This window comes from Citrobacter sp. Cy070 (assembly GCF_030332245.1).
GTDB lineage: Bacteria > Pseudomonadota > Gammaproteobacteria > Enterobacterales > Enterobacteriaceae > Citrobacter > Citrobacter youngae.
The window spans coordinates 104130-116930 of the sequence record NZ_JAOWIG010000086.1 but is presented as its reverse complement, the minus strand read 5'-3'; the positions used below and the strand labels follow the sequence as shown (position 1 = coordinate 116930).

The window sequence follows — 12801 nt, the reverse complement described above, 5'->3', positions numbered from 1 at the left end:
GTCGGGGCTAAATCGCGCCAGCGCTGGCTGTTTTACGCGTATGACAGGCTCCGGAAGACGGTTGTTGCGCACGTATTCGGTGAACGCACTATGGCGACGCTGGGGCGTCTTATGAGCCTGCTGTCACCCTTTGACGTGGTGATATGGATGACGGATGGCTGGCCGCTGTATGAATCCCGCCTGAAGGGAAAGCTGCACGTAATCAGCAAGCGATATACGCAGCGAATTGAGCGGCATAACCTGAATCTGAGGCAGCACCTGGCACGGCTGGGACGGAAGTCGCTGTCGTTCTCAAAATCGGTGGAGCTGCATGACAAAGTCATCGGGCATTATCTGAACATAAAACACTATCAATAAGTTGGAGTCATTACCCAGCCAGTGCAAGTGAGATAAATTCCGGACCATTATCCATGCGTAGCATGACCGGATAGCCGCGATTTGCCGCGATCCTGTCGAGTACACGGACCACGCGCAAAGCTGGCAGATTCAGATCGATTTCAATCGACAATGCCTCACGGTTAAAGTCATCAACGACATTGAACGTGCGAAAACGACGGCCACAGACCAGAGCATCATGCATAAAATCGACAGACCAGCTCTGGTTCAGCGCTTCCGGTGTGGCCAGTGGCGAGGGATTACGCACCGGCAACCGTTGTTTGCCTTTACGGCGAAAATTCAGCTTCAGCAGACAATAAATACGATGGATCCTTTTGTGATTCCACGGGTATCCCTGCCGCCGCAGAACCTGGAAAAGTTTTGGAAAACCGTACCGTGGGTATCGCTCTGCCACTGCCTGTAACGCGACAATAACGGGTTCGTCACGCGTGGTATCCGGACGGTAATGGTAAACCGTTCTGCTCAGGTTCAGACTCCGGCAGGCCTGACGGATACTGAGTCCTAATGTCGTTATCAGATGAGTGACCAGCTCACGCTTAAAGGCTGGTTTTAAAGCTTTTTTTCGATAACGTCTTTCAGCGCCCGGTTCTCAAGGCTCAGGTCGGCAAACATCTGTTTGAGACGTCGATTCTCGTCCTCAAGATCCTTGATCTTTTTAATATCAGAAGCCTCCATGCCGCCGTATCTGGACTTCCAGTTGTAGTAGGTGGCTTCAGAGATACCGGCCTCCCGGCAGACATCTTTAACGGTTCGTCCGGCTTCAACCGATTTAATTACAGCAATGATCTGATGCTCAGTAAAACGGGCTTTACGCATAGCGATCTCCTTTGTTGGCAGAGTGATTATGCCGGAGGGTCTCTAAATGTGAATGGCACGATTATGCGGGATACTTACAGTTATATCTGGCTGTTGTTCTCGATCTCTTCTCACGTCGGGTTATAGGCTGGAGCATGGGAGGACGAATGACCGCTGAATTAGTGATGGATGCATTATTGATGGCGGAATGGCGACGTAAACCGACAGCAGAAGTATTAATCCATTCAGATCAGGGTTCTCAATATACCAGCGAAAGGTGCCAGCATTTTATGGCATCTCACAATTTGAAAAGCAGCATGAGTCGTCGGGGTAATTGCCATGACAACGCAGTGGCAGAAAGCTTTTTCCAGTTGCTAAAACGGGAACGCATAAAGAGACGGATCTATAAAAACAGGGAAGAAGCGAAGGCAGATATCTTCGATTATGTAGAGATGTTTTATAATGCTAAACGCCGCCACAGTGCCTGTGAGGATCAACCCCCTGCAATTTATGAAAGTGCCTGGTTCATGAGGCACGGAACCGTCTAGGAAACTGAGGTCTATTCAAAATAAGATAAAACATAATAATTTCATCAAGTTGCATGGTAATTTATCCAGGATCCATTTGTGTCCAGGACGTAAGTCTTCACAGCTGTCGAATCAATTCTATTTCGTAAGGCGGCTCACGTTTTTATGCCCTGAGCAGCGCTTTTCCGGCTGGAACTTTCCACCCACTCATTCATTGTGATTTAATATGCTAAACCGGTTTAATTAAGTTTAGCCTTGGAGGGTTTTAGCATGAAAGCAAAAGTTTGGGTTCTGGGCGACGCAGTGGTGGACCTGCTACCGGAGAGTGAAGGGCGCTTGCTACAGTGCCCTGGAGGCGCGCCGGCTAACGTGGCGGTAGGGGTTGCCCGCCTTGGCGGCAACAGCGGATTTATCGGCCGCGTCGGCGGTGACCCGTTTGGCCGCTACATGCGTCATACCCTGCAACAGGAGCAGGTCGACGTCAGCCATATGTATCTTGACGATCATCACCGCACGTCCACTGTGGTGGTCGACCTTGATGACCAAGGTGAACGCACCTTTACCTTTATGGTACGCCCCAGCGCTGACCTGTTCCTGGCTGAAGAAGACCTGCCACAGTTTGCCGCCGGACAGTGGTTGCACGTCTGCTCCATCGCGCTCAGCGCCGAGCCCAGCCGCAGTGCTACCTTCGCGGCTATGGAGAACATTAAGTCTGTCGGCGGTCGGATCAGCTTTGACCCTAATATTCGTCCTGATCTCTGGCAGGATCAGGCTTTGCTGCAAGCCTGCCTCGATCGCGCTTTGTCCATGGCAAACGTGGTAAAGCTATCGGAAGAGGAGCTGGTCTTCATCAGCGGCAGTAAAGATTTAGCATACGGAATCGCCAGCGTAACAGAGCGCTATCAGCCGGAATTGCTACTGGTGACGCGGGGCAAAGAGGGGGTGCTTGCCGCTTTTCAGCAGAAGTGTACCCATTTCAGCGCTAAACCGGTTGTCAGCGTGGATACCACCGGTGCGGGCGATGCGTTTGTCGCCGGACTGCTTGCCAGCCTTGCTGCCAACGGGATGCCGGCGGATATCAATGCCCTGGAGCCAACGCTCGCTCTGGCGCAAACCTGCGGTGCCCTGGCAACCCTGGCGAAAGGCGCGATGACTGCCCTGCCATACCAGTGCGATCTACACCGCCAGATTTGATCCTAAATACCGTCGTACGCGGTCCACTTTGTTGCATCCATCACACTTATTAAACCGGTTTAGCAAAATCAATTTCAAAATGTTAAATGTCGTGCTTAACATAGCAACTAAACCGGTTTAGCAAAAAACACACAATGTTTTATTTTCCTTTTGGGATGCAATCAATATGTTCAGAAAAAGCACACTCGCGGTTCTTATCGCTTTGCTAACCGGCGCCGCCTCAGCCCATGCACAAACGGATCTCAGCAGTATCGAAGCCCGTTTAATTGCGCTGGAAAAACGCTTACAGGATGCCGAAAACAGAGCGCAAACGGCAGAAACCCGCGCAGAGTCGGCAGAGAAGAAAGTACAGCAGCTCACGACACAGCAACAAAAAACCCAGGACAGCACTCAGGAAGTGGCTCAGCGTACCGCCAAACTGGAGAAAAAAGCCGATGAGAAAAGCGGGTTTGAGTTCCACGGCTACGCCCGCTCCGGCGTGATAATGAATGACTCCGGCGCCAGCACCAAATCCGGAGCCTACATGACGCCAGCAGGGGAAACCGGTGGGGCTATTGGCCGCCTGGGAAACCAGGCCGATACCTATGTTGAAATGAATCTTGAACATAAGCAGACCCTGGATAACGGGGCAACGACCCGCTTCAAAGTCATGGTCGCCGACGGTCAAACCACTTATAACGACTGGACGGCGAGCACCAGTGATTTGAACGTGCGTCAGGCCTTTGTTGAACTGGGCAACTTGCCCACCTTCGACGGGCCGTTTAAAGGCTCCACCCTGTGGGCCGGGAAACGCTTTGACCGGGATAACTTTGACATTCACTGGATCGACTCGGATGTCGTGTTCCTCGCCGGTACCGGCGGCGGTATTTATGATGTCAGGTGGAACGACAGCGTTCGCAGCAACTTCTCTCTTTACGGGCGTAACTTCGGCGATATTGCTGATACCAGCAACAGTGTGCAGAACTACATCGTCAGCATGAACAATTTCATCGGGCCGGTGCAGATGATGGTCAGCGGGATGCGGGCAAAAGACAACGACGAACGCCAGGATACCAACGGTAATCCGGTCAAAGGCGATGCGGCAAATACCGGTGTACATGCGCTGCTCGGGTTGCACAACGACAGTTTTTACGGCCTGCGTGAAGGTGCCAGCAAAACCGCCCTGCTCTACGGTCACGGACTGGGTGCCGAAGTTAAAGGTGTCGGCTCTGACGGCGCGTTACGCTCGGGGGCTAACACCTGGCGCTTCGCCAGCTACGGCACCACGCCACTGAGCAAGAACTGGTTTATCGCCCCGGCGATACTGGCACAAACCAGTAAAGACCGTTATGTCGATGGCGACAGCTACCAGTGGGCAACCCTCAACATGCGTCTGATCCAGGAGATCAATCAAAACTTCGCCCTCGCTTATGAAGGCAGTTACCAGTATATGGATCTCAAACCTGAAGGTTATAACGATCGCCATGCGGTAAACGGCAGCTTCTACAAGCTCACCTTCGCCCCGACCTTTAAGGTTGGCGACATCGGCGATTTCTTCAGCCGTCCTGAAATCCGTCTTTACACCTCGTGGATGGACTGGAGCAAAAAACTCAATAATTACGCCAGCGATGACGCGCTGGGCAGCAGTGGTTTTAAATCGGGCGGCGAATGGTCGTTCGGGATGCAGATGGAAACCTGGTTTTGATGGTTAACACCTGGCGACAGTAACCGCCGGGGCGACAAAATACGTTTCGTCGCCCCGGACACAATAACAACGAAGAGAATGCGCCCCGGCTACCACGGGACGACAACTCGAAAATCAATACGCATTCAGAGGGTACTATGGATTTTGAACAGATTTCCCGCTCGCTACTTCCGCTTCTGGGAGGCAAGGAAAATATCGCCAGCGCCGCGCACTGTGCCACACGCCTGCGCCTGGTGCTGGTCGATGACTCACTGGCCGATCAGCAGGCCATCGGCAAAATTGATGGGGTGAAGGGCTGTTTCCGTAACGCCGGACAGATGCAGATTATCTTCGGCACCGGGGTGGTGAACAAAGTCTACGCCGCCTTTATCCAGGCGGCAGGGATTGGCGAATCCAGCAAATCGGAAGCTGCCGACATTGCGGCGAAAAAACTGAATCCTTTCCAGCGCATTGCCCGCCTGTTGTCGAACATCTTTGTGCCGATCATCCCGGCTATCGTCGCCTCCGGCCTGTTGATGGGCCTTCTGGGGATGGTTAAAACGTACGGCTGGGTCGACCCGGGTAACGCCATCTACATCATGCTGGATATGTGCAGCTCAGCGGCGTTTATTATTCTGCCGATTCTGATTGGCTTCACCGCCGCCCGCGAGTTCGGTGGTAATCCTTATCTTGGCGCGACGCTTGGCGGCATCCTGACTCACCCGGCGCTCACCAACGCCTGGGGTGTGGCCGCCGGTTTCCACACCATGAACTTCTTCGGCCTTGAGATTGCCATGATCGGCTATCAGGGCACGGTGTTCCCGGTGCTGCTGGCGGTGTGGTTTATGAGCATCGTTGAGAAACAGCTACGTCGCGTGATCCCCGATGCACTGGATCTGATCCTGACGCCGTTCCTGACGGTGATCATTTCCGGTTTTATCGCCCTGCTGATTATCGGCCCGGCTGGTCGCGCGCTTGGCGACGGTATTTCGTTTGTCCTCAGCACCCTGATTACCCACGCCGGTTGGCTGGCCGGACTGCTGTTTGGCGGTCTCTATTCGGTTATCGTCATTACCGGTATTCACCACAGCTTCCACGCCATCGAAGCGGGACTGCTGGGCAACCCATCCATCGGCGTCAACTTCCTGCTGCCGATTTGGGCGATGGCCAACGTCGCTCAGGGCGGTGCTTGTCTGGCGGTGTGGTTCAAAACGAAAGATGCCAAAATCAAAGCCATTACCCTGCCCTCGGCGTTTTCTGCCATGCTCGGCATCACCGAAGCGGCGATTTTTGGTATTAACTTACGCTTTGTAAAACCGTTTATCGCAGCCCTGATTGGCGGCGCGGTGGGCGGCGCGTGGGTGGTATCCATGCATGTTTACATGACCGCGGTGGGCCTGACGGCTATCCCTGGCATGGCTATCGTGCAGGCCAGCTCGCTGCTGAACTACATTATCGGGATGGTTATCGCCTTTGGCGTCGCCTTTGTCGTCTCCCTGGTACTGAAATACAAAACGGACGCTGAATAATGTCACATCCATCACGCCTGCCTGCGATTTTGCAGGCTGTTATGCAGGGCCAGCCGCGCGCGCTGACCGACAGCCACTATCCCCGCTGGCACCATGCGCCGGTGACCGGGCTGATGAACGATCCCAACGGCTTTATTGAATTTGCCGGACGTTATCACCTGTTTTATCAGTGGAACCCGCTCGCCTGCGATCATAAGTTCAAGTGCTGGGGGCACTGGAGCTCTGCCGACCTGCTGCACTGGCAACATGAGCCGATCGCGCTCATGCCGGATGAAGAGTATGACCGCAACGGCTGCTACTCCGGCAGCGCCGTGGATAGTCAGGGCACGCTCACCCTGTGCTATACCGGCAACGTAAAATTTGACGACGGCAGCCGAACCGCGTGGCAGTGCCTGGCGACGGAAAATGCCGACGGCACGTTTACCAAACTCGGCCCGGTATTACCGCTGCCGGAGGGCTATACCGGCCACGTGCGTGACCCGAAAGTCTGGCAGCACGAAGGTCGCTGGTACATGGTGCTGGGCGCACAGGATTTGCAAAAGCGTGGCAAGGTGTTGTTATTCAGCTCAGCGGACCTTCATGAGTGGACGAGTCAGGGCGAAATCGCCGGTTATGGCATCAATGGCCTGGACGACGCGGGCTATATGTGGGAATGCCCGGACCTGTTTGCCCTCGGCGACCAGCATGTCCTGATTTGCTGCCCGCAGGGCGTGCCTCGTGAGAAAGAGCGCTATCTCAACACCTACCCGGCAGTGTGGATGAGCGGCGATTTCGACTACCACCGCGCGGCCTTCGAGCATGGCGAACTGCACGAATTGGACGCAGGGTTTGAGTTCTACGCCCCGCAAACCATGCTTACCAGTGATGGCCGCCGTCTGCTGGTCGGCTGGATGGGCGTGCCGGAGGGCGAAGAGATGCTTCAACCGACCCTCACCAACGGCTGGATCCATCAGATGACCTGCCTGCGTGAGCTGGAGCTTATCGATGGTCAGCTATACCAACGTCCTCTACGAGAGCTGAGCGCCCTGCGCGGCGAAGCGCACGGCTGGGCAGGGAACTCCCTGCCGCTGGCACCGATGGAAATCGTTCTACAAACCACTGGGGACGATATTTTGAGCCTCGATTTTGACGGCGCATTAACCCTTGAACGCGATGCCAGCGGGATCCGCCTGGCCCGACCCAGTCTGGCCAGCGACGAGAAGCATTATCGTTACTGGCGCGGAGACGTCCGCTCGCTGCATATTTTCATCGACCAGTCTAGCGTGGAGATTTTCATCAACGGCGGCGAAGGAGTGATGAGCTGCCGCTACTTCCCGGCCTGTTCAGGGCAGCTAATGTTCTCCGGCATCACACCGGACGCATTCTGCTACTGGCCGCTGCGAACTTGCATGGTAGAATAAGCGTTTTGCCTCAAGCTCATGGCGTCGTAATGAAAACTAAACGCGTAACCATTAAAGATATCGCCGAACAGGCTGGCGTCTCAAAAGCGACCGCCAGCCTAGTACTGAACGGTCGTGGTAAGGAGCTGCGTGTGGCGCAGGAAACGCGTGAGCGAGTACTGGCGATTGCCCGTGAGCAGCACTATCAGCCAAGCATTCACGCCCGCTCGCTGCGCGACAACCGCAGCCACACCATCGGACTGGTGGTGCCGGAGATCACCAACCACGGCTTTGCGGTCTTTTCACATGAGCTGGAAATGCTGTGCCGCGAAGCAGGCGTCCAGCTATTGATCTCTTGTACTGATGAAAACCCCGGTCAGGAGAGCGTGGTGGTCAATAACATGATTTCCCGCCAGGTTGACGGTCTGATCGTCGCTTCATGTATGCACAACGATGCCGACTATCTTAAGCTCAGCCAACAACTGCCAGTAGTGCTGTTTGACCGTTGTCCTAATGAAAGCCTGCTGCCGCTGGTGATGACTGATTCGATTACCCCAACGGCGGAACTGATTTCCCGCATTGCACCTAAGCATAGCGATGAGTTCTGGTTTTTAGGCGGTCAGTCGCGTCTGTCGCCTTCACGCGATCGTCTGACCGGCTTCACGCAGGGTTTGGCTCAGGCGGGTATTGCACTGCGCCCGGAATGGGTGATTAACGGTAACTACCACCCGAGCTCAGGCTATGAGATGTTCGCCGCACTCTGCGCGCGACTTGGGCGGCCGCCTAAGGCGCTGTTCACTGCCGCCTGTGGACTGCTCGAAGGGGTACTGCGCTATATGAGCCAGCACCATTTACTCGACTCAGATATCCATCTGACGAGCTTTGACGATCACTATCTTTATGATTCGCTGTCGCTGCGTATCGATACCGTACAGCAGGATAACCGCCAGTTGGCCTGGCACTGCTATGATCTGATAAGCCAATTGATCGAGGGCGATACGCCCGAAACGCTACAACGCTACCTGCCCGCAACGCTGCAGTTTAGGCATCAGTAATAACTGAGCATTTTTGAATACCCTACAGAGGTGAAATCTGGTGCGAATCCAACAATCAAAAATCAATATTTGTAGTGATGTGATGCGGATAGGTCTTCACTGCATCAGTAATCACACCAATCGGTTTAAACGGCAAACTGAGTGGTGGTAAAGACTGACACCGGCATTATTACTGTCACTGTGGAACATCACTCCGGCGGGTTTACCGCCAGCTTCCCACGCAATTTCCAGCGCTTTGATGTCAGCTTGCTGTCCGGTGAGAATGACATTGCCCAACCCTCAGGTTTCCTTGCGAACAGATCGAGAACAACAGCAAGGTAAGCCCAACGCTTGCCTGTCCAGAGTAGAGTAAGAGGCAGGGCGTAGTCGCACTATTTCCCTGCCTCTCCTCTCCGAACCGGACGTGCACCTTTCAGCGCACCCGGCTCTCCATTTAAACACTGGCAAACGCCATTGCCACTTCTGTGAAACGCGATGTATACGTATTTCTGGCTTCTGTCCTCAGGTAAGGGTTACCTTCTGGCAAGCGCCAGCGGAACAGCTTCTTGCCTTGCCCGACCAACCGATAAAGTACTTCACCGTTGAGCTTCCCGTGGTTGGTTTTACCAAATAAAACCCACGTTTTACTCTGCCCCGGTTTCGGTGATTTACACCACCACCTCATCAGGTAGGCAATACCTTTACGATATTTTCGGGCCAGCCAGTGAGCCAGCTTCCAGAACACCACTCGATCGATATAACTGAATACTTTGGCTTTAAAATCAACGAACTGATAGAACGCAGCCCAGCCTTTCAGTTTCCGGTTGAGTGTCTCAACCATATCGATTTTGCTTTCACTGTAATTGCCTGATAACAAAGCCGTTAGCGACGCAGCGAAGTTTCTGGCTTTCTCCTTCGGGATCGTCGAGACCATCCGCATATCGCCGTAACGACTGCGTTTACGGATGATCCTGTGACCCAGAAAGATAAAACCGTCATTAACATGGGTGATCCGGGTCTTGTCCATGTTCAGCCTGAGTTTCAGACAGCCTTCAAGTACGCTTCGGCACTCTTCTCTGATGGTTTCCGCCTGCGCTTTGGTGCCTTTGACAATAAGCACGAAGTCATCGGCATACCGACAGTACGCCACAGCGGGCTTCCATTGCCAGTTTTCCCTGACCGCTGTACTTCGACCTCGCTGGATACTGTTGTTCCAGTACCAGCGGTCCTTTCGGGCTTTCCCGCTCAGGTAGCGTTTATGCAGATACTGATCGAACTCATTCAGCATAATGTTCGACAGCAACGGCGAGATCACTCCGCCCTGCGGTACGCCTTCACTGGCCGCCCGGAAGAGACCGACATCAACATGCCCCGCCTTGATGGTTTTCCACAGCAGAGTCATGAAACGTGCATCACTGATCCTGCGGCGTACAGCCTTCATCAGCAGTCGATGATGTACGGTGTCGAAGTAACTGGACAGGTCGCCTTCAATTACCCAGCGTCCCCGTGTTTCACCGCAGTCAGTGAGCTGTAATTTCACCGTTCGGATCGCATGGTGGACACTGCGCTCAGGCCGGAAGCCATATGAGAGCGTATGAAAATCACTCTCCCATATTGGTTCCATCGCCATCAGCATGGCTCGCTGAACAATACGATCCCGTAACGCGGGGATGCCCAGTGGTCGCAGTTTGCCGTTGCTTTTAGGAATGTAAACCCGTCTGGCGGGCAAGGGCTGGTAGTGACCTGAGAGTAATTCATTCCTGAGGATTTGTAGCTCAACAGCCAGTCTGGCCTGTAGCATTGTCTTGTTCACGCCATCAACGCCGGGGGTATGCGCCCCCTTTGATGAAAGCGTGATCCGCGCCGCATCAGCCAGCCATTCTGGTTGTGTTATCAGACGCAGCAGCCGTTCAATCCGTCGGGACGGATCGGCTGTTGCCCATGTGGCAAGCTTGCGTTGCATTTCGCTGATTATCAAAGGTCTTCACCTCATTGGGTCAGTTAATTCACTTCGCAAACATATTTAAACTGCTTCCCTTCGCCATGTAATGGGCTTTCCCCACCGCGGACTACTACGGAAGCTCCGCCAGCCAGTGCGTTATCAGGGCCATGCCCCCTTAATATCCGTCACTGACCTTCCCCGGTTCACCTGCCTGGACTCAGACATACTGAGGAGGCTGCCCGTCGCACTCTTTATCCTTGCTTGCCGCAAGTTGGCAGAAGTCAGCAACGCGAGCGTGATAGGCGCTGCTGCCCCGGTGTTTTGCATACATGTCAAAACACCTTCGACCGACAGTGCTTACGTATCACTGGCAGTTCCTCCTGCACGGCCTGTCAGATCACGTAGGCCGTGGTGACATTTTCAACCCACAGAGGCGGATTAACGGGTTCATGTTCTTCAGCCTTTCAGCACTCAACCTTGAGGATCATCTCGGCTTAGTGATCTCGCCTCAATCCCCGTTGTCAGCGGGTTACATCACCCTGCGGGCATGCCGCAGGTCACTGCCGCTCAGGCTCTCCACCGTCACACCCGGTGGGATTGTTGGGCTTCTCGTCATGAGTTGCCGTTTCAATATTCCAGACAGACTCGTGGTTCATTTGAGCATCCATGCCCGCCCTGAACTCCGGGCACACTATACGTCACATCGCCGCACCACACCTGATTCGGTTCTGTCACTGCAAACTGTCGCTCAAGGCGATTCGGGATAGCGGTGTGTTCATGACCACCACGTTTATACCGGTGGGTAGGCTGCTGACAACTCACCAGACCCGGTTCTTTCATGAGCCTTCCGGCAAGCCAGCGTCCCATTCTGAAGCCTTTCAGGGTTGCCATAATCGCGATACTTCTTGCGCCAGCAGAGCCATGGCTGATGTTATGCAGTTCCAGAACCTGACTGCGTAACACAGCTCGCATGCCGTCTGGCTTTTCGGGGCTTTTTCCCCAGTATTTGTAGCTGCTGCGATGAACCCCGAACACGTGGCAAAGTGTGACCACAGGATACTGCGCTCTGAGTTTCCTGATTAATGAGAACTGTTCAGGGAGTCTGACATCAAGAGCGCGGTTGTAGATTCAATTGGTCAGCGCAACAGTTATGTGAAAACATGAGGTTGCGGAGGATCTTTGGATGAGACGGACATTTACAGCAAAGGAAAAAGCATCTGTTTTTGAACTGTGGAAGAACGGAACAGGCTTCAGCGAGATAGCTAATATCCTGGGTTCGAAACCAGGAACCATCTTCACTATGTTAAGGGATACTGGCGGTATAAAACCCAATGAGCGCAAGCGGGCTGTGGCTCACCTGACGCTATCTGAGCGCGAGGAAATACGAGCCGGTTTGTCAGCCAAAATGAGCATTCGTGCGATAGCTACTGCACTAAATCGTAGTCCTTCGACGATCTCACGTGAAGTTCAGCGCAATCGAGGCAGGCGCTATTACAAAGCTGTAGATGCTAATAACCGGGCCAACAGGATGGCGAGAAGACCAAAACCGTGCTTACTGGATCAGAATTTACCGTTGCGAGAGCTTGTTCTGGAAAAGCTGGAGATGAAGTGGTCGCCAGAGCAAATATCAGGATGGTTAAGACGAACGAAGCCGCGTCAAAAAACACTGAGAATATCGCCAGAGACAATTTATAAAACGCTGTATTTTCGTAGTCGTGAAGCGCTACACCACCTGAATGTACAGCATCTGCGCCGATCGCACAGCCTACGTCATGGCAGACGCCATACTCGTAAAGGTGAAAGAGGCACCATCAACATAGTAAACGGAACGCCAATCCACGAACGCTCGCGGCATATCGATAACAGACGCTCTCTGGGGCACTGGGAAGGCGATTTGGTGTCAGGTACAAAAAACTCGCATATCGCCACACTTGTAGACCGAAAATCACGTTATACGATCATCCTGAAACTCAGAGGAAAAGACGCTTTCTCAGTGAATCAGGCTCTTACAGAAAAATTCCTGAGCTTGCCACCTGAACTCCGGCAATCACTGACATGGGACAGAGGAATGGAGCTGGCTAGGCATCTGGAATTTACTGGTAGCACGGGCGTTAAAGTTTACTTCTGCGATCCTCAGAGTCCCTGGCAGCGAGGAACAAACGAAAACACTAATGGATTAATCCGACAGTACTTTCCCAAAAAAACCTGCCTTGCCCAATATACTCAACATGAGCTGGATAAAGTCGCAACTCAGCTAAACAACAGGCCAAGAAAGACACTGAAGTTCAAAACACCGAAAGAGATAATTGAAAGGAGTGTTGCGTTGACAGATTGAATCTACA

At 53.4% G+C, this 12801-nt stretch carries 7 protein-coding genes and 5 pseudogenes; 8 read left to right on the top strand and 4 right to left on the bottom strand.

Translation table 11 applies throughout. From position 1 onward, the window contains the following. Nucleotides 1-357: pseudogene (locus tag OGY19_RS18340) on the top strand (IS1-like element IS1B family transposase); the annotation flags it as partial. 16 nt (nt 358-373) lie between these two features. Here the strand turns inward: OGY19_RS18340 and OGY19_RS18335 are convergent. Beyond that, nucleotides 374-1212: pseudogene (locus tag OGY19_RS18335) on the bottom strand (IS3 family transposase); the annotation flags it as partial. An 80-nt stretch (nt 1213-1292) separates the two neighbouring features. Between OGY19_RS18335 and OGY19_RS18330 the strand changes: the two are divergent. The 6 genes and pseudogenes from OGY19_RS18330 to OGY19_RS18305 all read left to right on the top strand — a co-directional run. Then, nucleotides 1293-1739: pseudogene (locus OGY19_RS18330) on the top strand (IS3 family transposase); the annotation flags it as partial. Nucleotides 1740-1988: 249 nt separating this feature from the next. After that, nucleotides 1989-2912, top strand: a complete 924-nt coding sequence (gene cscK, locus OGY19_RS18325) for a fructokinase (protein ID WP_121527358.1) — start codon at nt 1989-1991, stop codon at nt 2910-2912. A gap of 166 nt (nt 2913-3078) precedes the next feature. Then, on the top strand, nt 3079-4596 hold the full coding sequence (locus OGY19_RS18320; RefSeq protein ID WP_003029587.1) for a carbohydrate porin: 1518 nt from the start codon (nt 3079-3081) through the stop codon (nt 4594-4596). A 137-nt stretch (nt 4597-4733) separates the two neighbouring features. After that, complete coding sequence (locus OGY19_RS18315; protein ID WP_000345204.1) at nt 4734-6104, top strand: sucrose-specific PTS transporter subunit IIBC; 1371 nt, start codon at nt 4734-4736, stop codon at nt 6102-6104. Beyond that, nucleotides 6104-7504 (top strand): sucrose-6-phosphate hydrolase, encoded by a 1401-nt coding sequence (locus tag OGY19_RS18310; RefSeq protein ID WP_121527359.1) that lies wholly within the window; start codon nt 6104-6106, stop codon nt 7502-7504. Before OGY19_RS18315 ends, OGY19_RS18310 begins: the two co-directional genes overlap by 1 nt. 29 nt (nt 7505-7533) lie before the next feature. Beyond that, nucleotides 7534-8538 (top strand): LacI family DNA-binding transcriptional regulator, encoded by a 1005-nt coding sequence (locus OGY19_RS18305; RefSeq protein WP_003029591.1) that lies wholly within the window; start codon nt 7534-7536, stop codon nt 8536-8538. Nucleotides 8539-8703: 165 nt separating this feature from the next. Here OGY19_RS18305 and OGY19_RS18300 read toward each other — a convergent pair. From OGY19_RS18300 to OGY19_RS18290, 3 genes and pseudogenes are all read right to left on the bottom strand, one after another. After that, nucleotides 8704-8891, bottom strand: a pseudogene (locus OGY19_RS18300) (DDE-type integrase/transposase/recombinase); the annotation flags it as partial. 80 nt (nt 8892-8971) lie between these two features. Next, nucleotides 8972-10480 (bottom strand): group II intron reverse transcriptase/maturase, encoded by a 1509-nt coding sequence (gene ltrA / locus OGY19_RS18295; protein WP_047358972.1) that lies wholly within the window; start codon nt 10478-10480, stop codon nt 8972-8974. A 672-nt stretch (nt 10481-11152) separates the two neighbouring features. Continuing rightward, a pseudogene (locus OGY19_RS18290) lies at nt 11153-11578 on the bottom strand (transposase domain-containing protein); the annotation flags it as partial. A 64-nt stretch (nt 11579-11642) separates the two neighbouring features. Here OGY19_RS18290 and OGY19_RS18285 point away from each other — a divergent pair. Further along, complete coding sequence (locus tag OGY19_RS18285) at nt 11643-12794, top strand: IS30 family transposase (RefSeq protein ID WP_040063370.1); 1152 nt, start codon at nt 11643-11645, stop codon at nt 12792-12794. The last annotated feature ends 7 nt before the right edge of the window (nt 12795-12801 follow it).